The sequence below is a fragment of the Shimia sp. genome (genome assembly GCF_049116215.1).
GTDB lineage: Bacteria > Pseudomonadota > Alphaproteobacteria > Rhodobacterales > Rhodobacteraceae > Shimia.
The window spans coordinates 440,696-466,929 of record NZ_JAGDZB010000001.1 but is presented as its reverse complement, the minus strand read 5'-3'; the positions used below and the strand labels follow the sequence as shown (position 1 = coordinate 466,929).

28 protein-coding genes are annotated in these 26,234 nt (G+C 57.5%); 17 read left to right on the top strand and 11 right to left on the bottom strand.

The window, feature by feature from the left end:
- Nucleotides 1–87: 87 nt before the first annotated feature.
- Complete coding sequence (locus JXR15_RS02260) at nt 88–372, bottom strand: winged helix-turn-helix transcriptional regulator (protein ID WP_422052232.1); 285 nt, start codon at nt 370–372, stop codon at nt 88–90.
- 191 nt (nt 373–563) lie between these two features.
- Between JXR15_RS02260 and gstA the strand changes: the two genes are divergently transcribed.
- The 3 genes from gstA to JXR15_RS02245 are packed head-to-tail and all read left to right on the top strand — an operon-like array spanning nt 564 to nt 1,776.
- On the top strand, nt 564–1,169 hold the full coding sequence (gene gstA, locus JXR15_RS02255; RefSeq protein ID WP_422051617.1) for a glutathione transferase GstA: 606 nt from the start codon (nt 564–566) through the stop codon (nt 1,167–1,169).
- A 1-nt stretch (nt 1,170) separates the two neighbouring features.
- Nucleotides 1,171–1,551: a nuclear transport factor 2 family protein gene (locus tag JXR15_RS02250; protein WP_422051616.1), complete on the top strand. Its 381-nt coding sequence runs from the start codon at nt 1,171–1,173 to the stop codon at nt 1,549–1,551.
- Nucleotides 1,552–1,554: 3 nt separating this feature from the next.
- Nucleotides 1,555–1,776 carry a tautomerase family protein gene (locus tag JXR15_RS02245; RefSeq protein WP_422051615.1) on the top strand — a complete coding sequence of 74 codons (222 nt, stop codon included), beginning with the start codon at nt 1,555–1,557 and terminating at the stop codon, nt 1,774–1,776.
- 78 nt (nt 1,777–1,854) lie between these two features.
- On the opposite strand, the gene rpsO is transcribed toward JXR15_RS02245, so the two are convergent.
- Together rpsO and JXR15_RS02235 are read right to left on the bottom strand one after the other, a co-directional pair.
- Complete coding sequence (gene rpsO / locus JXR15_RS02240) at nt 1,855–2,124, bottom strand: 30S ribosomal protein S15 (protein ID WP_164644262.1); 270 nt, start codon at nt 2,122–2,124, stop codon at nt 1,855–1,857.
- Nucleotides 2,125–2,284: 160 nt separating this feature from the next.
- Complete coding sequence (locus JXR15_RS02235; protein ID WP_422051614.1) at nt 2,285–2,794, bottom strand: DUF1643 domain-containing protein; 510 nt, start codon at nt 2,792–2,794, stop codon at nt 2,285–2,287.
- Between the two features lie 124 nt (nt 2,795–2,918).
- On the opposite strand from JXR15_RS02235, the gene JXR15_RS02230 reads away from it, so the two are divergent.
- Nucleotides 2,919–4,322 carry a calcium-binding protein gene (locus tag JXR15_RS02230; RefSeq protein ID WP_422051613.1) on the top strand — a complete coding sequence of 468 codons (1,404 nt, stop codon included), beginning with the start codon at nt 2,919–2,921 and terminating at the stop codon, nt 4,320–4,322.
- Here the strand turns inward: JXR15_RS02230 and truB are convergent, their stop codons facing one another.
- The 5 genes from truB to JXR15_RS02205 all read right to left on the bottom strand — a co-directional run bounded on the left by truB (nt 4,323) and on the right by JXR15_RS02205 (nt 8,699).
- Nucleotides 4,323–5,237, bottom strand: a complete 915-nt coding sequence (truB, locus tag JXR15_RS02225) for a tRNA pseudouridine(55) synthase TruB (protein ID WP_422051612.1) — start codon at nt 5,235–5,237, stop codon at nt 4,323–4,325. It lies immediately after the preceding gene.
- Nucleotides 5,238–5,412: 175 nt separating this feature from the next.
- Nucleotides 5,413–6,927, bottom strand: a complete 1,515-nt coding sequence (locus JXR15_RS02220; protein ID WP_422051611.1) for a tripartite tricarboxylate transporter permease — start codon at nt 6,925–6,927, stop codon at nt 5,413–5,415.
- A 1-nt stretch (nt 6,928) separates the two neighbouring features.
- Nucleotides 6,929–7,162, bottom strand: coding sequence for a hypothetical protein (locus JXR15_RS02215; protein WP_422051610.1), 234 nt, complete (start codon nt 7,160–7,162; stop codon nt 6,929–6,931).
- 1 nt (nt 7,163) lies between these two features.
- Nucleotides 7,164–7,646: a tripartite tricarboxylate transporter TctB family protein gene (locus JXR15_RS02210; protein ID WP_422051609.1), complete on the bottom strand. Its 483-nt coding sequence runs from the start codon at nt 7,644–7,646 to the stop codon at nt 7,164–7,166.
- A gap of 69 nt (nt 7,647–7,715) precedes the next feature.
- Complete coding sequence (locus JXR15_RS02205; protein ID WP_422052231.1) at nt 7,716–8,699, bottom strand: tripartite tricarboxylate transporter substrate binding protein; 984 nt, start codon at nt 8,697–8,699, stop codon at nt 7,716–7,718.
- A gap of 111 nt (nt 8,700–8,810) precedes the next feature.
- Between JXR15_RS02205 and JXR15_RS02200 the strand changes: the two genes are divergently transcribed.
- From JXR15_RS02200 to JXR15_RS02190, 3 genes are read left to right on the top strand one after another with little or no spacing between them, the layout of a single operon-like run.
- Entirely contained in the window at nt 8,811–9,476 is a 666-nt protein-coding gene (locus tag JXR15_RS02200; protein WP_422051608.1) for a response regulator transcription factor, read from the top strand.
- Nucleotides 9,469–10,836, top strand: coding sequence for a sensor histidine kinase N-terminal domain-containing protein (locus tag JXR15_RS02195; protein WP_422051607.1), 1,368 nt, complete (start codon nt 9,469–9,471; stop codon nt 10,834–10,836). Before JXR15_RS02200 ends, JXR15_RS02195 begins: the two co-directional genes overlap by 8 nt.
- Nucleotides 10,815–11,822, top strand: coding sequence for an ABC transporter substrate-binding protein (locus JXR15_RS02190; RefSeq protein ID WP_422051606.1), 1,008 nt, complete (start codon nt 10,815–10,817; stop codon nt 11,820–11,822). Before JXR15_RS02195 ends, JXR15_RS02190 begins: the two co-directional genes overlap by 22 nt.
- On the opposite strand, the gene JXR15_RS02185 is transcribed toward JXR15_RS02190, so the two are convergent.
- Together JXR15_RS02185 and rbfA are read right to left on the bottom strand one after the other, a co-directional pair.
- Nucleotides 11,812–12,558, bottom strand: coding sequence for a phosphodiester glycosidase family protein (locus JXR15_RS02185; RefSeq protein ID WP_422051605.1), 747 nt, complete (start codon nt 12,556–12,558; stop codon nt 11,812–11,814). The genes JXR15_RS02190 and JXR15_RS02185 overlap by 11 nt on opposite strands.
- Nucleotides 12,555–12,977 carry a 30S ribosome-binding factor RbfA gene (rbfA, locus tag JXR15_RS02180; RefSeq protein ID WP_422051604.1) on the bottom strand — a complete coding sequence of 141 codons (423 nt, stop codon included), beginning with the start codon at nt 12,975–12,977 and terminating at the stop codon, nt 12,555–12,557. The genes JXR15_RS02185 and rbfA overlap by 4 nt, the downstream gene beginning before the upstream one ends.
- A gap of 102 nt (nt 12,978–13,079) precedes the next feature.
- Between rbfA and dapB the strand changes: the two genes are divergently transcribed.
- From dapB to JXR15_RS02155, 5 genes are all read left to right on the top strand, one after another.
- Nucleotides 13,080–13,889, top strand: coding sequence for a 4-hydroxy-tetrahydrodipicolinate reductase (gene dapB, locus JXR15_RS02175; RefSeq protein WP_422051603.1), 810 nt, complete (start codon nt 13,080–13,082; stop codon nt 13,887–13,889).
- Nucleotides 13,890–14,162: 273 nt separating this feature from the next.
- Nucleotides 14,163–15,125: an ABC transporter substrate-binding protein gene (locus JXR15_RS02170; protein WP_422051602.1), complete on the top strand. Its 963-nt coding sequence runs from the start codon at nt 14,163–14,165 to the stop codon at nt 15,123–15,125.
- Nucleotides 15,126–15,131: 6 nt separating this feature from the next.
- The gene (locus JXR15_RS02165; protein WP_422051601.1) at nt 15,132–16,184 is read left to right on the top strand and encodes a quaternary amine ABC transporter ATP-binding protein; all 1,053 of its coding nucleotides are present in this window, start codon (nt 15,132–15,134) and stop codon (nt 16,182–16,184) included.
- On the top strand, nt 16,181–18,253 hold the full coding sequence (locus tag JXR15_RS02160; protein WP_422051600.1) for an ABC transporter permease subunit: 2,073 nt from the start codon (nt 16,181–16,183) through the stop codon (nt 18,251–18,253). The genes JXR15_RS02165 and JXR15_RS02160 overlap by 4 nt, the downstream gene beginning before the upstream one ends.
- Before the next feature lie 281 nt (nt 18,254–18,534).
- Nucleotides 18,535–19,872: a tetratricopeptide repeat protein gene (locus tag JXR15_RS02155; protein ID WP_422051599.1), complete on the top strand. Its 1,338-nt coding sequence runs from the start codon at nt 18,535–18,537 to the stop codon at nt 19,870–19,872.
- Nucleotides 19,873–19,878: 6 nt separating this feature from the next.
- Here JXR15_RS02155 and JXR15_RS02150 read toward each other — a convergent pair whose 3' ends face one another.
- A complete protein-coding gene (locus JXR15_RS02150; protein ID WP_422051598.1) occupies nt 19,879–20,064 on the bottom strand; it encodes a DUF1674 domain-containing protein in 186 nt (61 codons plus the stop codon).
- A gap of 77 nt (nt 20,065–20,141) precedes the next feature.
- On the opposite strand from JXR15_RS02150, the gene JXR15_RS02145 reads away from it, so the two are divergent.
- From JXR15_RS02145 to JXR15_RS02125, 5 genes are all read left to right on the top strand, one after another.
- The gene (locus JXR15_RS02145) at nt 20,142–21,413 is read left to right on the top strand and encodes an RsmB/NOP family class I SAM-dependent RNA methyltransferase (protein WP_422051597.1); all 1,272 of its coding nucleotides are present in this window, start codon (nt 20,142–20,144) and stop codon (nt 21,411–21,413) included.
- Nucleotides 21,414–21,598: 185 nt separating this feature from the next.
- The gene (locus JXR15_RS02140) at nt 21,599–23,341 is read left to right on the top strand and encodes a heparinase II/III family protein (RefSeq protein WP_422051596.1); all 1,743 of its coding nucleotides are present in this window, start codon (nt 21,599–21,601) and stop codon (nt 23,339–23,341) included.
- A 19-nt stretch (nt 23,342–23,360) separates the two neighbouring features.
- On the top strand, nt 23,361–24,950 hold the full coding sequence (gene purH, locus JXR15_RS02135; RefSeq protein ID WP_422051595.1) for a bifunctional phosphoribosylaminoimidazolecarboxamide formyltransferase/IMP cyclohydrolase: 1,590 nt from the start codon (nt 23,361–23,363) through the stop codon (nt 24,948–24,950).
- 175 nt (nt 24,951–25,125) lie between these two features.
- Nucleotides 25,126–25,599, top strand: a complete 474-nt coding sequence (gene lspA, locus JXR15_RS02130; RefSeq protein WP_422051594.1) for a signal peptidase II — start codon at nt 25,126–25,128, stop codon at nt 25,597–25,599.
- 26 nt (nt 25,600–25,625) lie between these two features.
- Nucleotides 25,626–26,171, top strand: coding sequence for a DUF3035 domain-containing protein (locus JXR15_RS02125; RefSeq protein WP_422051593.1), 546 nt, complete (start codon nt 25,626–25,628; stop codon nt 26,169–26,171).
- The last annotated feature ends 63 nt before the right edge of the window (nt 26,172–26,234 follow it).

Below are 26,234 nucleotides of genomic sequence, written 5' to 3'. Positions count from 1 at the left end.
CCAAGGTAGATCCACGCCGTGTTGAATGGCGGCGTTCCTCAGGAAAGTGATTGGCGGCCCGGTCACAATGGGTGCCCATAGAGTAAGCTAAGTTGAAGCTCGGGTTTTCAAGCGGTGTCCCACTTGAACAATTGCGTCCAATGCCGGCAACAATTCGGTTCCAAGGTCAGTCAACTCATATTCCGTGGAGGGCGGCGAAGTGGGGCGGACATGGCGTACAAGAACGCCTCGATCTTCCAGTTCGCTTAACCGCGTCGACAGAACTTTGGCAGAAATCGGTGGAATGTCCGCGCGCAGTTCGCTGAACCGTCTTGGGCCTGCGCGTAAAGACCAGATAACGTTTGGCGCCCAAGCCCCGGAGATGACGGCCATGCATTCGGTCAACATGCAGGGCTCTGGTGGGGCCTCGCTTTGATTTTTTCTCATTTTCAGTGCCATGGCAGGTAACCTGGTTTCTTTGGGGTAACGTCATAATTAGGTAACCAAGAGTAACTAGGTTGTCCATGGAAATCGTAGCTGCCATCTGAGTTCCACAAGTTGCAAAACTCAGAGGAGACTTGAAGATGAAACTCTTTTACAAACCCGGTGCTTGTTCGATGGCCAGCCATATTGCGCTTTTGGAGATTGGGCAGGCTTTTGACATTGAGGCCGTGGATACCATTGAGGGGCGCACAGCTTCTGATGAAGATTTCTTGCAAATCAATCCAAAAGGCTATGTTCCGGTTCTGGAACTTGGGGAAGGGGAAATCCTGACTGAAGGGCCGGCTATTCTGCAGTTCCTTGCAGATCGAAATCAGGCAGCCAATTTGGCGCCTAAGCCGGGTACCATGGCGCGCGCGCGCATGATGGAGATGCTCACGTTTACCTCTTCAGAGCTACACAAGGCCTTTGGCCCGTTGTTCCGAGATGCGAGCAGCCCAGAGGAAAAGGCGAAGGCGCGCCAAGCCGTCGCACAGAAATTCGACACAGTTGAAAAGGAGTTGAAGGACGGTCGATTGTATGTGACTGGCGAGCAGTTTTCCATTGCTGATGCATATCTTTTTGTCGTGGCGAATTGGGCCAACTTCACCGATATTGACCTCGCCCGTTGGCCGAAGCTGTCCGATTTTGTCGCGCGTATTGCGGATCGCCCGACAGTAAAAGCCGCGTTTCAGCGGGAGGGCTTTTGACGTGATCAAAGGCGATTTCAAAGACATCTCGACGCTGATGCAGGACTATTTTCTCGGGCTACACGAAGCCGACAGTCAAGTGTTGAGAGGCGTGTTTCACCCAAAAATGGCCTATGTCTGTGCTACAGAAGGTGATCCGCTCTATCTTGATCTCGAGCAATATATGGATCGCATCGATGCGCGTGTGGCGCCCGCAAAGCGAGGGGATGTTAGGCGTGAGGAGATCTATTCAATTGCTTTCGTCAATCCGCGTTTGGCACACGTGACTTGTCGGATGGCGCTCATGGGAAGGGACTACGTGGATCATCTGACTTTGGTTCCCCATGATGGCGCGTGGCGGGTCGTCACAAAAGTTTTTGCCTATCAGCCAAAGGAGGCCTGAAAGATGCCCTATGTGAACATCAAAGTTACACGTGAGGGAGGGCCTAATGGACGTGGCCCCAGTACGGATCAGAAAGCCCAGTTGATAGCCGGCGTGTCACAGCTTTTGCAGGACGTCCTCGACAAAGACCCAGCCACAACTTTTGTCGTGATAGATGAGGTAGCTTTGGCTGACTGGGGAATTGGCGGGCTACCGGTTGAGGACTATCGCAAGGCGGCTGGATAAGCGGTTTAAACCTTGATGCCTAAACAAAAAGACCGCGCCCCGATGGGACGCGGTCGGAAATCAAACTGTGGCGGCGTCTTAGCGACGGATGCCCAGACGCTTGATCAGGTCCTGATAGCGTGCTTCGTCTTTGCCTTTGGTGTAGTCCAGCAGCTTACGACGCAGAGCAACCATTTTCAGAAGGCCACGACGACCGTGGTTGTCCTTCTTGTGGGTTTTGAAGTGCTCGGTCAGGGTGTTGATGCGGGATGTCAGGATCGCAACCTGGACTTCCGGAGAACCGGTGTCACCTTCTTTGGTTGCGAATTCTTTCATCAGGCGGTTTTTTTCTTCAACAGTGATCGACATCGGGGTCTCCTATTCAAAAGGGTTTCGGGCACAAGCCGGGATGTCGTCCAGCAAGGTCCATAGAGATGCCTCCCAAGAGAATCCCTTGGAAGATGGGCGTATGTAGTCGCAAACGGCCCAAAAGAAAAGGGCCAAGGCGTTAACGTGCACTTTGGTGCTCTCAGAGTGGCCAAATTTCGGGCTGTGTGGCGTAGGAAATGTAAAGCGGGTGGCGTGGGTGACCCGCCTTGGTCACGCCGAGGCATTTGATGGTCTGGCCGGTGGCCTTCAAAACGTCGCGCATCTCAAAGCCGCGCGAGAGGTGGTCGCCATGGGCGCCCCATGCCGCGAGAATGTCATCTGCCCAGAGGCAGCTTTGCGCAACAACCGCGTCGTTGTCTGGTCCGGCAGGGGCCTTGTGTTGGCGCATCTTTTTGGGATCGGTTTCACGCAGTGCAAAAATGTTCACTGCGCGAAAACCGCCATATCCCAGGGCACGCGCCCGGCGTTCGCAGCGCTCAATGGTGGGGTCGTTTTGGCGCTCGGTTGCTTTGGACGGGTTCAGCATGATGAAGAGCACTTTGGCAGCATTATTGTCCCAGACACGGGTCAGTGCATAGCGGTAGGTCTCACACTCTGAATAGAGAGCGGAGCTGGTGGCGTCATCTTTTTGGAAGTGGCGTTCGATCATTCTGTCTACTTATGATTAACCAACGCAGAGTCAAACGTTTGATTTTGAAGCCTCTCCTTCTTATTCCTGAGACTTGGGATTACAGCCGTCTGGGGTTTATTCGGCTGATTGGTGAGGTGGTGAGATGCCGTTTCTATTCTTTTTAGGCCTGCTTGCGGCAGGCGCAGCTGTTGGCACGATGGTCGGTGTGACCGATGACACCGAAGCCGAGGACGACAGCACAACGTCTGACGATGAACGCGACGACAGCGCGGATGCGCAGGGTGCGAAGCCGTCGACGGAAGAGGAACCAGACGAAGAGCAGGAGCCGGTTGGCGACCCGATCTCGCAGTTCCTGTTTGGTGACGTGGATGTTGATGACCGCCTGTACGGCGTTGAGGGCGATGACACGATTGTCGGCAACGCCTGGGATGATGATTACCTCGAAGGCGGCGAAGGCGATGACGACCTGTTTGTCTCAGCCGGCAATCTGGCCAACGGCGGTGCGGGGGCTGACACGTTTTTCTTAGAGGCCGACAATGAGGTTGTGGGCCGCATAGAAGATTTTGACGCCTCGGAAGACATGCTGGTGCTGCGCAATTACGAGAGCCCGGTGGATGGGTCTTCCGGCAACTTTGTCCTGACGCAAGAGGACAATGGGCTTGCGTTGCGGGATGCGGACACCGGCGATGTGCGGATTGACCTTCCAGGGGCCTCGTTGACGGATGGCGAAAGCCTGTCGGTGGTGTTCCAAAACACAGATGGCGACGCCCATGACAGCGAGGTTCAAGCTGAGTGGAGCCGCGACTATACCATTCAGGACAAGCCTTATGTGGCGGACGCACTGCGCGGCGGTGCCGGGGGTGACACGCTGATTGGCGATGACAGCGATGACCGCATCTTTGGTGAGGCTGGTGCGGATGATCTGCAAGGTGGTGCGGGGGATGATGACATCTTTAGTGGCAGCGGCAGCGTGTTCTATGGCGCCGAGTGGAACCATGAACCGGGGCATTTAAACCGCCTTGGCGCGGGGGATACCCTGTCCGGTGGGGCCGGTGAGGATGTGCTGTGGCTCGGGTCTGGCAATGTGGCGACCGGGGGTGCAGACGCGGATACGTTTGAGGCCTTTGCAGGCGCGTATGACAGCGTGACCGAGATCACCGATTTTGCGCCGGGTGAAGACAAACTGGTCATCAGCTTTGGTCTGGATGGACCGTTTGGTGCCGGCTTCCAGAATGCGGACAACGAGTATTTCACCGTAGCCGAAGCCGCGGACGGGTTTGACAGCAACTATGACGCTGATGCGGATGAGACCACGCTGACGCTGGGCGGGCACCCACTACTGGTGCTCAACGGCGATCAGACCGGGGCAACCGTGGCGTTCAGCAATCAGGATGCGGCGGACAACTATGACCTGCCGGAAGTCTGGCTGGATGCCAATGGTGATCCGATCACAGCCGAGCAGGGCCAGGCGGCGGACATTCTGTTTAGCGGCATGACCCCGCAGGACATGTATGACGCCAATGGCAATGGCGGCATGGTCGCCTGATTAGCCCTCTGGCTTCACAAACACACGGCTGGGGTGCAATTCCCCGGCTTTGAAACGGCCAACGGCCACGGCTTCGCCGTCAAAGCTGGCCCAGCATTCTTCGCCATACTCAACGTCGGACGCCAGAACCATGCCCGGGTTGCCATTGCGCAGGCGTACGGTGCCTTCGGCGGTGGCTTTCACTTCGGGCAGGTCTTCAAGACCCTGCTCAAGCGGGCGTAGGTAGGTGTCGAGTTCTGGCTGTTTCGCCATCTCGTCAATCTGCGCGATGGTCAGTCCATCGGCTGCATCAAACGGACCGGACCAAATCCGGCGCAGCTCGCGCACATGGCCGTGACACCCCAATACTTTGCCCAAATCGCGGGCGATGGAGCGCACGTAACCACCTTTGCCGCAGGTCATTTCCAGCGTGACGTGGTCTTCGTCTTCGCGATCCGTCATCACCAGCTCTCCGACCCACAGCGGGCGGGCGGCCAGTTCAAGGTCTTCACCGTCACGCGCGAGTTTGTAGGCGCGTTCGCCGTCGACTTTCACCGCAGAGAATTTAGGCGGCACCTGCATGATGTCGCCGACAAACTGACCCAACGCCGCTTTGATCTCATCATCCGTTGGGCGTTTGTCTGACTGGGCGATCACTTCCCCTTCGGCGTCGTCGGTATTGGTGGCCTGCCCCAAGCGCACAGTGAAAGTGTAGGCTTTCAAGGCGTCGGTGATATAGGGCACGGTTTTGGTGGCTTCGCCTAGGGCCACGGCGAGCACGCCGGTGGCATCGGGATCCAACGTGCCTGCGTGGCCCGCTTTCTTGGCGTTAAACGCCCAGCGGACTTTGTTCACCACGGAGGTCGATGTGATGCCTGCAGGTTTGTCGACCACAAGCCAGCCTGAAATATCGCGACCCTTGCGTTTGCGTCCCATGCCTTTGACCTCTCATTTAGGGGTGAGGGCGGCGACCTATCGGATTGCCATCACTCTGTCAATTTAGCGGAAGAGAAAAACGGCTCAAAATAAAAAGGCCACCAGACCCACGCGATCTGATGGCCTTCCTGAACGCGGGGGTGGAGGAGCCGTCCCGCGTGTTCTTGTGCTGGTGTTAGTCGCCGTCAGCGACGCCAGCGGCGCGGAGTTTAGCCCGACGTGCCCGATAGCTTGGCAGCGCCACGAGGATCAGTGCGATCACCAGAAGGCCGAGGGTCATCGGGCGCTCCCAGATAAAGGCAATGCCATCATAAAGCTGCATGGAGCGGGAGAAGTTGTCTTCCAGCATGCCGCCCAAGATGAAGCCGATCAGCAAAGGTGCCAGCGGATAGTCGGCAAAGCGCAGAGCGGTGGCACAAACCCCGAAGCCAACCAGCAAAAGAAGCTCGGTGGCGTTGTTCTGACCGATGTAGGCCCCCATCAGGGTAAAGAACAGGATGAAGGGGATCAGATAGTTGCGCGGCACAGCCAGCACTTTGGCGATGTATGGGATCAGTGGCAGATTCAGGATCAACAACACAAGGTTGCCGATGAACATGGACATGATCACCGCCCAGAACACCTGAGGCTCGTCGATCATCAGGCGGGGGCCTGGTGTGACGTTCAGAGCAATCAGTGCGCCGAGCAAAATTGCAGTGGTCCCGGAACCAGGGATGCCCAACGTCAGCAGCGGCACAAAGGAGCCAGTGCAAGCTGCGTTGTTGGCTGTTTCCGGGGCCGCCAGGCCCTTGATAGAGCCTTTCCCAAACTGTTCTTGTTCTTCTTTCGGGGCGATGTTGCGCTCAACCGCATAGCCCAGGAAGGAGGCGATGGTGGCGCCTGCACCGGGCAGAACCCCGATGAAGAAGCCTTGGATCGACTGACGACCAATCACTGGCGCGATGGATTTTGCTTCTGAGCCGGTGATGCGCAGGTCTTTGATTTCGCCACTGTTGCTCTCGCCCATAGTACGCGGTTTCAGGACAAGAAAGAGCGCTTCAGGCAGAGCGAACATTGCCATAGCCAGAGTGATAAAGCCAAAGCCGGATTGCAGATCCATGATGCCCATGGTGAAGCGAGGCATGTTGAACAGCGCGCCTTCGCCAACGGTGGCCATCATCAGGCCCAGCAGCGTCATCATCAGCGCTTTGGCCACTTGGCCGGTGCCCGCAAAGGCGGCGATGGCGGAGAGGCCAACAACCATCAGGGCAAAGTATTCAGCAGAGTGGAACAGCAGCGCGACGGAGGACAGTGCGGGGGCAAAGATCATCAGCAGCAGCGCGCCAATGGTGCCGCCGGCAAAAGAAGCAATCGCAGCGATTGTCAGCGCCTTGCCAGCTTTGCCTTTTTTGGCCATCGGGTAGCCATCAAAGCTTGAAGCCACGGTGCCCGCGACCCCCGGCGCGTTCAGCAGGATCGAGGAAGTCGAGCCGCCAAAGATGGCGCCGTAGTACACACCTGCCAGCAAGATCAGTGCGGCAGATGGGTCGCCCATGGATATGGCCACAGGGATCATAATGGCGATGATCGACATCGGGCCAAGGCCCGGCAACATGCCGATAAAGGTACCAATCAAACAGCCACCAATGACCATCAATAGGTTTTGTAGGGAAAAGGCCGTTTGCAGGCCGATCAGAAGTCCTTCGAGCATGTCAGCCTCCAAAGTTGGCGCCAAAGGGGCGCAAGTTGATGCCCAGCGTGTGCTGAACAAGGGTCCAAAGAATGAAGATGGCCATGAGCATCACAATCGCGGTGATGTGCCATTTTCCGGCACCCATCAGGAGGGAGCCGATGATCACAAACGCTGCGGTGGAAAAGAGCACAAGGCCGCCACCAATCAGCATCAGGACAAATTGTAGTGAAACAACGGACGGTTCGCTAAACATCTCAGCCTCCCAGAAAGCCAGGCAGCGGCCGCAGGTAGATGCCGAGAACTTCTTGAACGAGGTACCAAACAGAGAATGTCGCCACGAGAGCGATGGGCACCATGAACTGGAACTTGCGCTCGCCCAGAATGAAGGAGCCAAGGATGAGGAAGCCGGAGGTCGAGAAGATAAAGCCAGCCGGACGCAGCAGCAGCGCGTAAGCCACCATGAGGCCAAGCAACAGAATGGCTTGACCCAGTTTGTATTCGGTCAGACGGCGGTAATCGATTTCCGCCTCTTTGGCTTCGCTTTTCTCAAGCCCCAGTAGAATGATAAGCGAAGCAATCATGCCAAGGATGGACAGCACTTTTGGAAATGTGCTTGGCCAAATCGGGTTGCGTTTCATGAACGGGGCAAGACTGCCATCCATCGTGAACCAGGCGGCGTAGCCATAAGCCATACAAATGCCCAGCAGTATCAGTGCGATCCAGCGATCCAGAGCCATGAAGCTCCCCTCCCTTTTAAAAGAGGGCAGAGCGGGTGTCCGCTCTGCCCAGTTGGATGATAGACGACTTTAGAGGAAGCCGAGCTTTTTCATCAGGTCGCCGATGACTTTTTCTTGGCCTTCCAGGAAGGCTTTGAAGTCGTCGCCATTGTTGTGGATGTTGACCCAGCCGTTGCGCTCGCGCACGGCTTCCCACTCTGGGGTGTCATACATTTTGGTCAGAGCTTCCTGGTACATCGCCAGCTTGTCTTCCGGCAGGCCAGGCGCACCAAAGAAACCACGCCAGTTCACAAACGAGGTGTCGATGCCCTGTTCTTTCATGGTCATGGCGTCAGGTGCTGCGGACACACGCTCATCAGCGGTCACACCGATGATTTTTACTTCGCCCGCGTTGGCCAGATCAACCGCTTCGGAGAAGCCGGTAGACAGAGCTGCGATTTCGCCGGACAGCAGCGCTGCCATGGCTTTACCGCCCGCGTCGTATGGGATGTACTTCACTCCCAGCGCGTCTTTGCCAGCGGCTTCCATCACCATGGCGGCAACCAGGTGGTCCATGCCGCCTGGAACCGAACCACCGCCGATGGCGGTTTTGGATGGGTCCGCGTCATAGGCGGCCATCAGGTCGTCCATGTTGTTGAGCGGGCTGTCTTTGTGCACAACCAGAGCGGCGTAGTCGCCAATGGTGCCAGCCACGAGGGTCAGGTCACGGAAGTTGTGTGGGAAGACACCGGTCAGGGAGCGGATCACGATTGGGGTGGAGTTCACCATCAATGTGCCGTGGTTGCTGTCGGCGTTTTCGATCAGGTAGCCGATGGCTTTGCCGCCGCCGCCGCCGGACATGTTTTCGTAAGAGGCGTTGCCTGCGATGCCCGCTTTGGTCAGCGCTTCACCGGTGCCACGTGCGGTACCATCCCAGCCACCACCGGCGCCGCCGGGGATCAGGAAGTGGATGCTGTCCACAGTTTTGTGACCATCAGCAATGGCTTGACCTGCGAATGCGAAAGCGGCCATTGCGCTGGCCATCAGAGCGCGGCGGCCCAAGTTCAATTTCATCATTTTTCTCCTCCAAATTGACAACTGTCCGAAAGACGGCTCAGTTGAGGGCAGTCAAACATCGCAACCTGTCACAAACCTGTCATGCTGTCAGAAAGGTGCTCCAATCGCATGAAATTCCTCCTCGTCGAAGACAATATCGAGCTTGCCAATGCGGTCAGTGCACGGCTGCAATTGGATGGTCATGTGATTGATCATGCTGATAAAATTGAGGATGCCATGGCATTCATGCAAACCGGTGAATATGATCTCATATTATTGGATATTATGTTGCCGGATGGGGATGGGCGAACCTTCCTGAAACACCACCGGAGCGGGAAAAACGACACGCCTGTGATTGTTCTGACGGCGCGGTCTCAGGTCAGTGACAGAATCAGCCTGCTTGATTTGGGCGCGGATGATTACATGACAAAACCGTTCGATCACGAAGAGCTTCAGGCGCGCTGTCGGGCGGTGTTACGACGCAATGCGGGGCATGCGCAGTCGGTCACGGAATTGGGGGGCGTGTCGCTTGATCCGGTGGCTGGGCGCCTGAGCATTGGGGCACGGGCCGTGACTCTGCGCAATCGCGAGTTGCGACTTTTGGAGCTGTTGATCAACGCGCCCGGTCAGATTTTTTCGAAAGCCAAATTGGCCGACCGGCTGTTTTCCTATGACGAGGATGTCTCGGAAAACGCGATTGAAGTTTATATCGGGCGACTGCGCAAACACTTGGAAACGTCTGAGTTGCGGATCACCACCCTGCGTGGGCTTGGCTATAGGCTAGACCATGAGTGATACGGTCAATGTGGCCGGCTCGCTGCGGGCGCGCTTGGCTCTGACTTTGATCGGCAGCGCGGCGGCGATTGCCGTGCTTTTGTTCTTTGTGGTGCGCACCTATGCGGCGCAAATCGCACAAAGTGGGCAGGACAACATACTAGAAGCCTCGGTTACCTCCATTCTGGATGCTGCAACCCTGCGAGACGGAGCGGTGGAAGTGGATTTTCCCTATGTCGCCTTCTCCATGTTGAGCACTGATGCGGATGACCGGGTGTTTTACGCCATTTGGCAGGAAGACAAGTTGTTGTCTGGGTATGAGCTGCTGCCTGTTGCTGACGCTCCGGATGGCAGCGAGATTGTGCATGTATCCGCGATATTTGACGGAGCTCCGGTGCGCGTTGCAACAGCCGCTCGGATTTTGGTGGGCCCAAACACCAGAACACGGGTGACCGTGTCAGTTGCGCAAACGCAGGATGCCTTGGCTGGGACGTTGAACAAGATTTCGCGCAACGTGGGTCTGATTGGTGCTGGTTTCTTTGTGCTGTCGGTGCTGGTGGCCAGTTGGGCAACCAACACCACCATTCGCCCGCTGGAGCGTTTGACCCATTCTATCACCCGCCGCGGCCCCAAAGATTTGAGCCCAGTGGCGCGGCCGGTGCCGATGGAAATGGCGCCCTTGGTGACCTCGCTGAACAGTTTCATGGCGCGACTGGATACCTCTTTGAAGCAGTCCGAAGACTTCATTGCCGAAGCTGCACATCGGGTGCGTACGCCTTTGGCGACGGTGCGCAGCCATGCCGAGGCAACACTGCAGCGGGTGGAGCGAGAGGACAACCGACAGGCGCTGCGTTCGATGGTGCGCGCGATTGACGAAAGCTCTCGCGCGGCAGGGCAGCTTTTGGATCACGCCATGATCACGTTTCGCGCGGATCACTTGGAAACCCAATCCGTGGATTTGGTGGAATTGGTCGAAGATTTGGTCACGCGATTGGCACCAGTGGCAGAGATGAAAGACATTGCGCTCACGGTCATCAGCGAGGGGGAGGTCAGTGTCCAAGCGGATTCGATTTTGTTGCAAAATGCGCTGCGCAATCTGGTGGAAAATGCCCTGAAGTACGCGCCGGAAGAAAGTGAGATCACTTTGGAAGTCGGGGGCACGCCGCGTCCTCGCGTACAGGTGCGGGATGAAGGCCCCGGGTTTCCGCCGGACCAGATGCAAGGGCTGGCGGCGCGGTTTTCGCGAGGGGACAATGCCAAAGATACCATTGGGTCTGGGCTCGGCCTCACCATTGCGCAGGACGTGGCAACGGCCCATGGCGGCGAAATGACCTTGGATAATATGCCGGAGGGCGGCGCATGCGTTACATTTTTGCTTTGATAGTCTGGCTGTGCCCGTTGGTGGCGGCAGCAGAAGAGTGGGAAGACCAAAATGCCTTTGGCCCCGCGTCAGCGGTCAAAACGCTGAGGGTCTTGTCCAGCACCGATACTTCGCTGTTTGCGCCGGTGATCGAAGACTTTCTGCAAAGCCGATCCGGGGTTGCTGTGGAGTATTTTGTGACGGGCACGGCGCAGATTGATCAGGTATTTCGTGCGGCGCCGGATGACTTTGATGTGGTGATTTCCAGTGCCATGGATCTGCAGCTGAAACTGGTGAATGACGGCTATTCGGTGCCGGTCGAAACCTTGTCGCAACCGGATTGGGCACAGTGGCGTAACAGCTTGTTTGCGTTCACCACGGAACCTGCCACCATTGTGATCAATCGGGCTGCATTTGCCCCGGACACGGTGCCGCAAACACGGCAGGAGTTGATTGCGGCCATGCGGGCGCGACCTGAAGTGTTTCGCGGCAAAGTTGGCACGTATGATGTGCGCAAGTCGGGATTGGGCTATTTGTTTGCAACCCAAGATGCCCGCGCCTCAGAGACCTTTTGGCGTTTGATGGAAGTGATGGGCGGGCTGGATGCCCGGCTGTATTGCTGTTCCGGAGCGATGATTGACGACCTGGTCTCCGGCGACCTAGTGGTGGCCTACAACGTGTTGGGCAGCTATGTGGCCGCACGCGAGGATGTGGCTGAGACTTTGGAGATTGTGCTGCCGTCCGATTTCCCGACAACCATGATGCGCACAGCGTTTGTGAGCAGCCGGACCGAAGTGGAAGCCGAGGCGGCGGCGTTTGTACGTCACTTGGTGGAGGTGCAGACAGGGCCACGAAACCCGGATGTTTTCCCACTGCCACCGCTGAGTGCTGCGGTGGACAGCGCCGGGCAGGCGGTTATTTCGCTGGGACCGGCGCTGATGACCTATCTTGATCCGCTCAAGCGCAAAAGGTTCATCAAAGAATGGAGCAGCGCAGTTATTCAGTGACCGATGCGTCGGATTCCACAACGCCAATGATTGGCCCCATCCAAAACCCACCGTCGGATCGGTCAAGTTGGGGCGCGTGTAAGCGGCTGACCTTGCCGTCAAAGTAGAGTGCATCTGGGGTTTCTAGAACATCGCGAAAGAAACGGCCAAATTCGTGAAAGGTCACCGCTTCGTTGGAGATCACAAAATGGGCTGTCTTTCCGTCCGAGCTGGTGCCCACGCCGTTGCGTAGGAAGCGAGAGCTGCTGTCTGGGAGGAAGCGTGGGTGCAACTCTCCGTCAATCACCAGCATGGGACCGGATTGGGTGGCGTCGCGGCAGCTTGGCGCTTGTTTTTGAAAATCCAAAGTCTCGTAGACTCGGATGGAGCCGTCGTTCAGGCACAGAACGCCATTTGGCAGCAGGCCAAAGTTGCCTTTGCTGCCGCCGGTCAGGAGCCGCATCTCTTCGGTGCCGTCTTCAACATAGTGCCCCACCGGACTACGGTCGGCGTGATACATGCCGGCGTTCATGCCGAAGCTGAGGGTTTTGCCGTCTTCCAGCGCGCGCTCGATATCGCGGAACTGGCCCAGAATGGCGCCGTTACCATCGCGCAGGAATAGCCGCAGATTGTCCTCTGCCGCATCCACCGTGCACACCGTAAGGCTGCGCCCTTCATGAGTTTGATCTGAACAGGTCACCGCCTGCGCCCATTGGGGCAGGGAGAGGAAGATCAAACAGAGCGCCGTTCGGATCACTTAGGGTCGCCGTCCTCTGTGTCTGATTTGGCCACGTCGGATTGCACCCGTTCATCGGACAACATGGCGCGGGTGGCGTCCATCTGATCAAATGTGGTGTCCACGCGGAAGCGCAGGTCAGGCGCGTGCTTCAATCCAGCCTTGCGGCCAATGATCTTACGCAATTCCCATTTGTGCCGGGCAAGCAATGCAACAGCGTCTTCTTTGTTCTTGCCGCCAAGGGGCAGAACAAAGCAGGTCGCAATCGACAGGTCAGGAGTGATGCGCACTTCGCCCACGGTGATTGACATGCGGGTCACGTCAGGGTCGTGTAGTTCGTCACGCACCAAGACTTCCGACAATGTGCGTCGGATGAGTTCACCCACGCGCAGTTGACGCTGGGACGGGCCGCGGCCCTCAGAGGAAGAGTTCTTTGCCATGTCTCTCACTTAGGGCTTCTGTCAGCCTTTGCCAAGCTGGATTGCATTGGGTAAGCAGGGCGCACCGCCACATGGGTGGTTTGTCAGAGTGGAGAGGACACCATGCAGGAATTGCCAGGAATCGTGATCACGGGCGCATCAGGCCGGATGGGGCAGATGCTGATCAAGACGGTGTCCGACAGTGACAAGGTGCGTCTGGTTGGGGCGGTTGAACGTGAGGGCCATGATTGGGTTGGGCGTGATGTCGGCGAGGCCATGGGCGGTGCCGCGCTTGGCGTGACAGTGACAGATCAACCGTTGGAGGCTTTTGCGAAGGCGCAGGCGGTGATTGATTTTACCGCGCCCGCGGCAACAATTGCCTTTGCCAAGCTCGCCGCTCAGGCGCGGGCGGTGCATGTGATTGGCACCACCGGCATGACCGAAGAGGACATTGCGCAGTTGGAGCCTTGCGGGCGGCACGCCGTGATTGTGCGGGCGGGCAACATGAGCCTTGGCGTGAACCTGCTGACCAAACTAACGCAGCAAGTGGCTGCGGCACTTGATGAAGATTTTGACATTGAGATCATTGAAGCCCATCACCGTCACAAAGTGGATGCGCCGTCTGGCACTGCTTTGATGTTGGGTGAAGCGGCAGCGGAAGGTCGCGGTGTCGATTTGAAAGATGTGACTGACAGTGGCCGTGACGGCATCACCGGTGCGCGCAAGCGCGGTGATATCGGATTCACCGCCATTCGGGGTGGCGACATTATCGGCGAACATGATGTGATGTTTGCCTGCGATGGGGAGCAGATCATTTTGCGCCACAAAGCCACCGACCGGAGCCTGTTTGCCAAAGGCGCGCTAAAGGCCGCGATTTGGGGGCAGGGTCAAAAGCCCGGCGAGTATGATATGTTTGACGTATTGGGGTTGTAAGAATCCCCCATGAACTCTGCGCAAAACGCGATGCGGCGTTTTGCGCATCTTGTGCGATTGGCAATCTCGCAGAGCTGTGCTCAAATTGGTTGCAGAAAAATGACCAATAAAATCAATCACTCAGTGGTTGATGTCGGGGCATGTGACAGCTCTCGCAAATGATGCATCCAGGCCAGATGCATTTTTTGTTGGCAGGTCAAAGACGTTGTGTTCTTATGCCGGCAAACAAAAACTTAAATGACCATTTAAAAAATGACAAACAGGGAGAAGACCATGACGACGTTTTTGAAAGCTGGACTGTCGGCGCTTGCGGTATCCGCAGTGGCCATGTCGGCACAGGCGGCGGAGCTTGGTGCAACCGATGAGCCTATCAAGCTGGCGCTGAATGAATGGACCGGTCAGCATGTCACCACCCATGTGGCGGGCGAAATGCTGAAGGCGGCCGGTTACGAAGTAGAATACGTGACGGCTGGCATGATGAACCAGTTTCAGGCAATTGCCGATGGCGACATTCACGCGACCTTGGAAATCTGGTCCTCCAACGTGTCCGACCAATATGCCGTGCTGAAAGATGACGGTAAACTGGAAGAGCTGTCTGATCTGGGTCTGGCGGCGCGTGAAGGTATTGCCTACCCAGCGCACGTTGAGGAGCTGTGCCCTGGCCTGCCAGCGTGGGAAGCGCTGAAAGATTGTGCGATGAACTTCGCGACTGCCGAAACCCTGCCAATGGGCCGTTTGGTTGATTACCCAGCGGATTGGGGCACACCTGGTGCAGACCGCATGACCGGTCTGGAGCTGCCATTTAAAGCTGTACCTGCGGGTTCCGAAGGCGCTCTAATCGCAGAGCTGCGTGCGTCCACCGAGAAAAAATCCCCTCTGTTGATCACATTCTGGCAACCACACTGGGCAATGTCCGCTTATGATGTGAAGTTTGTGGAGTTGCCTGCGGGTGAAGATGCCTGCTTCACAGATCCTGCATGGGGCCCAAACCCAAATGCGATCAATGACTGTGATTTTTCCGCCAGCCGTATCTTCAAAGCAGGTTGGCCTGGTCTGAAAGATAAATGGCCAGCCGCGCATGAAATCCTGGTGAACTATCAACTGGCAGTCGAAGATCAGCAGCCAATGATGGGCGCCGTCGATGTGGATGGCGAAAAGGTTGAAGAGGTTGTTGCTGCCTGGATGGGTGCCAATGAAGCCAAGTGGAAGTCGGTCGTCGACGCCGCAACCAAGTAAGACTTCATGACTGATACAAACAGCACCGCTCCGGCGATTGCCGTCGAAGACCTCTGGCAGGTCTTCGGCGAAAACGCCGCCTCAGCTCTGCGCGATGCGCGCGGGGCAGGGGACGACAAAGCCATTGCTCAGGCTCTCAAGGACAAGACGCTCATTCCCGCCGTGCGTGCGGCGAATTTTGAGGTCAAGTCCGGCGAACTCTTTGTGATTATGGGGCTTTCGGGCTCTGGCAAGTCGACGATGATCCGCTGCATATCGCGGCTGATTGAGCCAACCGCCGGGTCGGTGCGCATTGATGGTGAGGATATTCTGCAGGCCAGTGACAAGCAACTGATCGAGTTGCGCCGTCACAAGCTGGGCATGGTGTTCCAGCATTTTGGATTGTTCCCGCATATGACGGTGGCCGACAATGTGGCTTTCCCTCTGAAAATGCAGGGTGCAGGCAAGGCGGAGCGCCGTGCGCGGGCCCTGGAGGTTCTGCAGATGGTTGGTCTGGAGGGCCGCGAAGACACCTATCCGCGCAACCTGTCCGGTGGTCAGCGACAGCGGGTGGGTATCGCACGTTCGCTTGCGGTAAATCCTGATATCTGGTTCCTCGACGAGCCTTTTTCTGCGCTGGATCCATTGATCCGCCGTCAGTTGCAGGACGAATTCCTCAACATTCAGGCGACTCTGAAAAAATCCATTGTTTTCATTACGCATGATATTCAGGAGGCCCTGAAACTGGCTGATCGGATCGCGATCATGCGCGATGGAGAAATTGTGCAGATCGGCACGCCGGAAGAGATCGTGCTGCATCCGGTGGATGACTATGTCGCTGAGTTCTCCAAAGACGTGCCCAAGGGTCGACATGCTTGTGTCGAGTCAATCCTGATGGACGAGATTCCTGACAACATGCCAGACGATCCGGGCATCAAAATTGGCATGACGCTGGACACTGCGCTGACCAAATGCATGGAGCTGTATGAGCCCGTGCCGGTGCGCGACGCTGAGGGCAAAGTGATTGGCGCGGTGCATCCGCATGAGCTCGCCAACGCCTTGCAGGCAGAAGAGTCATGAGCGCGACAGAGGCCGTGTCAGTTAGCGCGGCACGTAAACTGACACTAACCAAGGGCAGCCAAGCTGCGTTGTTTGTTCTTGCCGTTGTTTTGACGTGCCGCCTGCTTGGGGCGCAATTTGAGTGGCTTGTAAAGTGGCCAGCGGCGTTGACCGTACCCATGGCTGACTGGATGACTTGGCTGGTCGGAGGTTTTCTGGATGTTTTCAAACCGATAGCGCGGGCGTTTACGTTTTTGGTCAGCTACCCGATGGAGTGGGTCGGCTGGCTTTTGAACGCCGTGCCCTGGCCGATGACCGTTGCAGTTGTGACCGCAATCGGCTGGATGATTGGTGGTATCCGGCTGGCGGCATTGGGCTTCTTTGGCCTGATGTTTGTGGTCTTCACCGGCTACTGGTCGCAAGGCATGAACACCTTGGCGCTGGTTGCGGTGTCTGTTCCACTGGCGCTGGTGATGGGCGCGGCTATTGGCATTTTGGCGTTTGAGTATCCGCGCATGAAGGGGGCGGTAAACGCCCTTTTGGACGTGATGCAAACGGTGCCAACCTTTGCCTATCTTGTGCCACTGCTTGTGCTTTTTGGCTTTGGGCCGGTGGTTGGCTTGATTGCGTCAGCGATCTATGCGGCGCCGCCAATGGCGCGCAATGTGTTGTTGGGACTGGAGCGCGTGGACACGGAAATCCGTGAAGCGGCAGTGATGTCTGGTGGCACACGGCGGCAGCAATTGTTCCTTGTGGAACTGCCTGCCGCGACGCAGCAGATCATGATTGGCGTGAACCAATGCCTGATGGCCGCGCTGTCGATGGTGATCATCGCAGCGGTGATTGGCGGATTTGATGACATTGGTTGGGAAGTTCTGCAAACCATGCGTAAGGCGTTGTTTGGACCAGCCTTTTTGGCAGGATCTGTGATTGTGGTGTTTGCCATTATCATTGATCGCATGTCCGCCGCACTTGCCGAGCCACGTCAACGGCAGAACCGCACTGTGGCGTTTGGGATTTTGGCAGTTGGTGCAGCGGTGACGATCTGGGCTGTAATCGCGGGGTGGTCGCCAACTGGCGTGGCGGCGATGGACGGGGTTGCCAAGCGCGTGGACGAAGGGGTTGGCGTGTTCACCGCGACCTACGGCACCACATTAGACAGTGTCAAAAACACCTCGATGTTTTACGGGCTTCTGCCTCTACGTATTGGTCTGGCCGAGGCGGTTTTGCCGTTCACTTGGGGCTTTGCTTGGACTGTAAAACACACCGCCATGCTCTATGGTGCAGCACTGCTTATCTCCTTGATTTTGATCTTTAAAGGCCGAGTTACTGCCGCAGTGATGGTGCTGATCATTGCCTATATTGCGGAAATTGGCGTGGCGCATTTGGCCTGGCCTGTGGTGATTTTGGGGGCTGGGGCAATTGGGTGGGTGTCCGGCGGTTGGAAGCTGGCGCGACTGGCTGTGATCTTGCTGTCTTTGATCCTGATCTCCGGTCTGTGGGAGCGGGCGCTTCTTTCGCTGTATCTCGCGGGCGCGGCAGTCTTTGCCTGTGCGGTCATTGGCGGGCTTCTGGGGCTGTGGAGTGCCATGAGCACAACCGCGTGGATGGTCCTTCGGCCGATCTGTGATTTCCTGCAAACCATCCCGTTGTTTGTGTTCCTGATCCCTGTGTTGATGTTTTTCCAGATCGGAGAATTCTCTGCGTTTATAGCTATTTGCATGTATGCGGTGGTGCCAATGATCCGCTACACACGGCATGGTTTGGTCAGCACGCCAGACGAGATCACCGAGGCGGCCACCGCCAGCGGGGCAGGCAAATGGCAGACCATGTTTGAGGTGCGCGCGCCCTTTGCCGCGCCCACCATCCTACTCGGTTTGAACCAGACCATTCTCTATGCATTTGCCATGCTGGTGATCGCTGCGTTGATTGGCACAACTGAACTGGGACAGTCGATCTTCCTGGCTCTTGGACAGTACGACGTTGGGCTTGGCATCACGGCTGGTGCCGCGATGGCGATTTTGGCACTGGTGGCGGATCGGTTGGTGCAGGGCTTTGCTGAAGAACGTCGGCAGGCGCTTGGGCTGTGAAACTTCACCGAATCGGGGTTAACACTTCGATTCGGTTGCGTTTTTTGACTTCGGTTTCGCGGCTGCGTTGCGTCGGTATCACGTCGGTGCGATCTCCCATAATTTGACCTGTAAACAAAGCGTGCGCTGTTGCGGCTAGCGTTACTAGGTAGCTTGAGTACGTGGCGCAACCTTGGGTGGATTTGCATTCTTGCGCCGAGCGCGGCACACTTGCTTTTCTGGAGCAACACTCAAGCTGCCGGTTGAGTGGATTATTAAGAATTCGGGGGGATTGTGCGTTTATGCCAGATCCTGATGCGCCCAAAGGTATGCAGTATAGAATTGCGCCGGATGTCATTCGGGTCGCGGCCGCGCGTGTGTATGGTAGTCAGACGTTTAAAGCGGCAAAACAGCAAGAGACGCTGCTGCGGTTTTTGGTGGAGGATTATCTGGCAGGACGCGCCCAGAACGGCAGTCGCGAGGCTGTGATTGCGGAGTTTTTTGCGGATCGCACGCCGGAGGAAGCGGACAAGAAATTGGCCTGGGCGATGGCGCGCTTGTCGGAGAAATTGACTCAGTATTACGCCACAGAGGGGGCTGATGATCCGATCCGAATTGCCACCAATGCGGTCCTCGGTTGTCTGGATTTTAAGATGTGGGAAGGAGAGGTGACGTCAACGGCCATTCCAGCGAACAAGTTGCCTCTGAGACTAGCCCTTCCCTTGATCGCCTTGATTGCGGCCCTGATCGTAGGCGTTGCAGCACTTTTTTGGCCAGGTGAGTTTGCGGGTGGTGTGCTGAGTTCGAAGCGATCTACGTCGCTGGAACAGCCAGTACAAGTGCCGGATTTCCCAGAGCGCTACTTGGCTTTGTCGGTCCCTGAGTTGACAGATTTGGCGCGTGAGTATCTGTACCCAACGCTCGACATGGAGCGTCAACGTGTGGCGATCGCGATCTCGCGGGAGGTGATCAGGCGGGACCCAGAAAATGGAACGGGATATGCCACAGCTGGATATAGTCTGGCGACATTGTCATTACTGTCGTCTGGAGGAGCACTATCAAGACGGCACCTAAAAGACGCGGGATGGATGCGAGACCAGGCATTGGCGCGGAGCCCTGAAGATGCGTGGGTGCTTTCGGCGGCTGCTGTTGTCGCGTTTGCTGAACAAGACTTTCAAACCTCTGTCGAGACTTCAGAGCGTGCCTATTCTTTGGGGTCGCACGATCCTCATGTTTCAGCGGCCTATGGCCTGATTGCGATTGTCACCAACCGCTATGAAAACGCCCGGGAAGCTTCAGAGAAAGACCGTATCGTCGACCTGCCATACACGGCGATCGCGCGGGAAAGGCTTTACGCCCTCGCGAGCTTTCATGTGGGCGAATATGGCGACACAATTGAAATTTTAGAGGCAGCGGAGCGTGAGGGGCGAGGTTACAACGTAACGACGGTGATGTATTTGGCTGCTGCGCATCAGGCCGCGGGCAATCACGAGCGCGCAAAAGCAATGGTTCAGCGCATTCGCGCGGAGTGGCCGACGTTTCGGCCTGAAATGATTGCAACAGTCTTTTTTCGCGATCCCAACGAGACTGAGTATCTGATGCAAAATCTGGCAGCAGCCGGGTGGTCGTTCATCGATTGAGTGGGCTCAGAAATCGACAGCGATGCCTTTTTTCTCCCAGTCGCCGTAGCGCACGGGCTCTGGTCCGTCGCGTCCGCCCAGTTCGGTGGGCATCTCGACGGCTTTGGCAGTTTTGCGGCGTTCTTCCGCCTCAGCCAAGGCGCGTTTCGCAGCTTCGGGCAGGTCGTCGCGGGATTCGGGGGCGTCCGTCATGAGAGGGTTCCTTTCAGGGCTAGCCCTTGATATACGCGCCCGTCTGCCGATCTCAAGTCCGTAAGGAAACCTGTCCCATGTCAAACTCTGGTTATTACACCCGTCGCAGCGCCGTGCGTTTGCTGGATAAGGTGATGGAAGACGGGCGGTTGCTGAATGACCTGATCCAGAGCGGCGGGTTGAGCAAACTGGAGCCGGCGGATCGCGCCCGCGCGCAACGCTTGGCGCTCGACACGCTGCGCAATTTGGAGCGCGCGGATCGGGTGTTGCAGAAACATATGAAGAAGACCCCAGACCTGCATGTGCACAATGTGCTGCGGTTGGCCACGGTGGAGCTCTGTCTTGGCGGTGCGGCCCATGGTGTGGTGAACGATGCGGTTAACATCGTTGCAAAGAACAAGCGCACCGCTGGCATGAAAGGCCTGGTCAACGCGGTTCTGCGCAAGGTGGACGAAAAAGGCCAGGCGGAATGGGACAAGTTGCGGGTGCCGCGCCTGCCCAAATGGCTGCGCAAACCGCTGGCGCAGGCGTATGGCGCAGAAACCATGCTGGACATTGAAGCGGCGCATTTTGCCGGGGCGCCGTTGGATTTGACGGTGAAAGAAGATGCCGAAGGCATTGCCGAAGCTGTGGGTGGATTTGTGCTGCCTAATGGCTCGGTTCGGATTGCTGACGCGGGGCAGGTCACCGCGCTTGCCGGCTTCAAGCAGGGCCAATGGTGGGTACAGGACGCCGCCGCGTCGATGGCGGCGCGGGTGCTGAATGCACAACCAGGTGAAACGGTGCTGGATCTTTGTTCCGCGCCGGGCGGCAAGACCATGCAGGTGGCTGCTGCGGGGGCCGTTGTCACGGCGGTGGATGACAGCGCGTCGCGCATGGAGCGGTTGGAAGAGAACCTCAAGCGGGTGCAACTCAACGCCAATGTGGTGGTGGGCGATGTGATGGCGCAGAAGGGGCAATATGATGCGATCTTGTTGGATGCGCCGTGCTCGGCCACAGGCACCATTCGCCGCCACCCGGATTTGCCGTTTGCCAAAGACGGCAGCGAATTTGGCGATCTGATTGGCTTGCAAGAAGTGTTTCTAGACCACGCAATTGGCTTGCTGAAACCTGGCGGGCGGCTGGTGTTCTGCACGTGCTCGCTGTTGCCAGATGAAGGCGAAGTGCAGGTGGAGGAGGCGGCGGAGCGCTGGGCGGATGTCACCGTGGATCGAGAGGCCGTGCTGATTGATGGTGTGGAGCCAGAGTGGATTACGGAAGAAGGTGGCCTGCGGCTGCGTCCGGATTACTGGGCGGACAAAGGCGGCATGGATGGGTTTTACGTGGCGATGCTGCGCAAAGGTAAGTGATACAGGTCAACATTTTGCCCGGCCGATAGGACGGGCTGCGCCTGCCTGCCCCATTGGCAGGCGCATTTGCGCCTACCCAGGTAGGCACTGCCCTGGTTTCTGTATCAGACCGATTCAATCGGTGACTCAGCGCTAACACCTCGCTACACTCGCGCCAAACGCCAAAGAGCGTAGAGGCAGAGTGGATGTCCAAACCAAAGACCATATCGGCGCGCTGGACACGGTTTAATCACCGTGTTGCGGCCCGGATCAGCACCCGTGCGCGGCCCGCCACCGGGTTCACAAGCATGCCGGAGCCCCGGACCATTGGGCTGTTTGCCCGCGGCAAGCAGCTGGTGGCCGGGAATTTCCTGTTTGCAGGCCATTTGGTCAGCGCACCTAAAACCTCGATGTGGGACATTGCTGTGCCGGATGAGGTGTTTGCCGAGGAGCAGCATGGCTTTGCCTGGCTCGATGATCTGGCAGCGGTGGGCGATATGCTCGCGCGGGAGCGGGCACAAGAATGGGTTTGGCGCTGGATTGATCGGTACGGGCGTGGCTCGGGGCCGGGCTGGATACCGGATTTGGCAGGGCGGCGGCTGATCCGCTGGATCAGCCATGCGATTTTCCTACTGCGGGCGCGGGATTCGGCGCAGTCTGAGGATTTTTACCGCTCGCTGGCGCAGCAGACGATTTTCCTGTCCAAACGCTGGCACAAAACCGTGCCAGGTCTGCCGCGGTTTGAGGCGCTCACCGGCCTGATCTACGCGGGGCTGGCGCTGGAAGGTATGGCACAGCATGTCGAGCCCGCGCTCAAGGCGCTGGACAAGGAATGTGAGCGGCAGGTGGACGAGGAAGGCGGGATTCCAACCCGCAACCCTGAAGAGCTTTTGGAAGTCTTCACGCTTTTGACCTGGGCGGCGACGGCGCTGAAAGATGCGGGGCGTCAGCCGTCCGCCATGCACATGCAAGCGATTGAGCGGATTGCGCCCACGTTGCGCACGTTGCGTCATTCCGATGGCGGCTTGGCGCGGTTTCACGGCGGCGGGCGCGGGATAGAAGGACGGCTGGATTCGGCGCTGGCGGAGAGTGGCAACAAGACGCGGCAGGCGGATGGTCTGGCGATGGGCTACGCGCGGCTGTCGGCGGGGCGCACCAGCGTGGTAATTGACGCCAGCCCGCCGCCAACCGGCGCAAGCTCGCTCAATGCCCACGCGTCGACAATGGCGTTTGAGCTGACCAGTGGGCGGCGGCCTTTGGTGGTGAATTGTGGCTCAGGCGCGAGTTTTGGCGAAGATTGGCGGCGGTTTGGACGGGCGACCCCGTCACACTCCACGGTCACAGTGGATGAGTTGTCCAGTGCGCGTCTTGGCGAAGAAGGCCGGGGCTGGCGCGAAGAACAACTGGTGGACGCGCCCAAAGATGTGCCGATCCAGATGAGCCAAGCGCCGGACGGGCTGCGGTTTGAAGGCGGGCATGACGGCTATATTGCGTCCCATGGGTTGACCCATGCGCGGACATTGGAGCTGACCTTTGATGGGCGTGGCATGGCGGGCGAAGACCTGATCATCGCAATGGAGGATTCGGCTAAGCGGCGGTTTGACAAGGCGATGGACGAAGGCGCGTTGCAGGGAATCCCCTTTGAAATCGCGTTTCACCTGCATCCAGAGGTCGATGCCTCGCTTGATATGGGCGGTGCGGCGGTGTCGATTGCGCTCAAAAGCGGCGAATTGTGGGTGTTCCGGCACGACGCAATTGCCAAAATGCGGCTGGATACCAGTGTTTTCCTCGAAAAAGGGCGATTAAAGCCGCGTGCGACCAAACAAATCGTTCTATCTGGCGTGGCAATGGAGTATGCGACCCGCATCCGGTGGTCGCTGAGCAAAGCGCATGAGACCAATGTGGCAATCAGGGACCTGAACCGGGACGAAATGGATTTGAACACCTGAGCCCAAGGACCCTATCCCGATGAGCGACCTCCAGCCTATTCGCCGCGCCCTGATTTCCGTGTCTGACAAGACCGGTCTGATCGACCTCGCCAAAGCCCTTTCAGACCGCGGCGTAGAGCTGCTCTCCACCGGTGGTTCCGCCAAAGCGATGCGCGATGCGGGGCTGGATGTGAAAGACGTGTCCGAGGTCACCGGTTTCCCGGAGATGATGGATGGCCGCGTGAAGACGCTGCACCCGAAGGTGCATGGCGGTCTGCTGGCGCTGCGTGACAATGACGATCACGTTGCGGCGATGGACGCGCACGGCATTGGCGGCATCGACCTGTTGGTGGTGAACCTTTACCCGTTTGAAGCAACCGTGGCGGCGGGTGCGGATTATGACACCTGCATCGAGAACATCGACATTGGTGGTCCGGCGATGATCCGGGCGGCGGCGAAAAACGCGGCCTTTGTGAACGTGATTGTCGACGTTGAGGATTACGACAAGCTGCTCGGCGATATGGATCAGCACGATGGCGCAACTTGCCCGAAGTTCCGCCGCAAGCTGTCTCAGAAAGCCTACGCGCGCACCGCAGCTTATGACGCGGCAGTGTCCACATGGATGGCAGAACAGCTGGAGCTGGAAGCGCCCAAGCGTCGCGCCTTTGCCGGTGAGTTGAAGCAGACTCTGCGTTATGGCGAAAACAGCCACCAGAAAGCGGCGTTTTACACCGATGGCTCAGGCCGCGCAGGCGTGGCGACCGCGACCCAGTTGCAGGGCAAAGAGCTCAGCTATAACAACATCAACGACACCGACGCGGCGTTTGAGTTGGTCAGCGAGTTTGACCCAGCTGTGAGCCCAGCGGTGGCGATCATCAAACACGCCAACCCTTGTGGTGTGGCCGTGGGCGCAACCTTGGTGGAAGCTTACCAGAAGGCGTTTGATTGTGACCGAACCTCGGCGTTTGGCGGCATCGTGGCGCTGAACCAGCCGTTGGATGTGGAGACCGCCAAGAAGATTGTGGAAATCTTCACCGAGGTGGTGATTGCACCGGGTGCGTCTGAAGAAGCGAAAGAAATCTTCGCTGCGAAGAAAAACCTGCGTCTTCTGCTGACCGATGGTCTGCCGGATCCTCGCGCACCGATCACAGCCTACAAGCAGGTTGCCGGTGGTGTGCTGGTGCAGGACAAAGACGTTGGTTACGTCAGCAAAGACGATCTGAAGGTGGTGACTAAGGTTGCCCCGACTGACGAACAGCTCGACGATCTGTTCTTTGCCTGGAAAGTGGCCAAGCACGTGAAGTCCAATGCCATTGTCTACGTCAAAGGTGGCGCAACCGTGGGTGTTGGTGCGGGTCAGATGAGCCGTCTGGACAGTGCCAATGTGGCGGCTTCCAAGGCACAACGCATGGCGGATGAACTGGGTATGGACGAAAGCCCGGCCAAAGGCTCTGCGGTGGCCTCAGACGCGTTTTTCCCATTTGCGGACGGTCTGTTGGAGGTGGCCGCAGCAGGTGGCACCTGTGTGATCCAGCCGGGTGGTTCCATGCGCGATGAGGAAGTGATTAAGGCGGCGGATGACGCAGGTTTGGCGATGGTTTTCACCGGCATGCGTCACTTCCGTCACTAAAAGTGACTAAAAAAGCTATCGGCCTGCGGTTGGAATTGCTCTGATCGCAGGTCGCACCCTTGTTGCGCGGCCCAAAAGTGGCGTAGCATGGGCGCTAACAATCAAGGCGCAAGATTCTGGGGATAACACGGAACGGCGCACCGAGGCAGACAGGCAGAGAAGGAGACGCGCCGTGATGCGTCTTGTGTTTTGGGCAGGCTTTTGGGCCTTCATCACCGATCAGGCGAGCAAGTTTCTTGTGCTCAACGCGCTGAATCTGCGCGAGGTGATGCATATCGAGATTTTTCCGCCTTTTTTGCAGTTCCACATGGCGTGGAACCGCGGCATCAACTTTGGCCTGTTTTCGGATAGTCCTGCAGCGGCCAAATGGGTGCTGATTGCACTGGCTTTTGTGATTTGTGGATTTGTGCTGCATTGGGTGCGCAAAGATCCGCCGGGCAAATGGGGCATGATCAGTGCCGGTTTCCTGATTGGCGGCGCTCTTGGAAACGTGGTTGACCGGCTTTTGTTTGGCGCGGTGGTTGATTTTCTCAACATGTCTTGCTGTGGGTTGAACAATCCTTACGCGTTTAACCTCGCGGATGTGTGGATTTTTGCCGGTGCCATCGGATTGGTGGTGTTTGGCGGGGGCAAGAAAACTGAGGCGTGACCTTCCTGTCAGGATGCGCTAAAGCTGTGCCCAAGTTTCGTGGAGTGGGGCATATGGGGCTTTTGCGTCTTTTGATTTTGGCAGTGGCTGCCGTGGGTTTGGCAGCGTGTTCGGGCAGTAAAACGCTGCATTCCAACGCGCCAACTGGCGATGGGCCGGATGAGTTTTCCATCATGCCCGCCAAAGAGCTGACCCAGCCAAAGGATTACGCAGCGCTGCCGCCGCCAACACCAGGTGGTGTGAACCGCACCGATCAGGATCCCCTTGGCGATGCCGTTGCGGCTCTGGGGGGCAAAGCGTCCGCACGCAGCCCTTATAACACCGGCATTCCCGCCAGCGACGGCAATCTTGTGAACTACTCGTCGCGTTTGGGACGAGAGGCGAACATTCGTGCCACGGTCTTGGCGGAAGATGAAGAGTTCCGGCGCAAGCGGGGCCGTGGTACCTGGCTGCGGATCAGCAAAAAAGGGCTCTATGAAGACGTCTACAAACGTCAGGCTTTGGACTACCGCGATGAGTGGTGGCGGTGGAAACGCGCGGGTGCCCGCACACCAGCGGCCCCGGTTCAGTAAGGTTTTGGGCATGAATGTGCCCATTCTTGCTCACAAATCCGTTTGATGCCTTGCAGCGCCCCT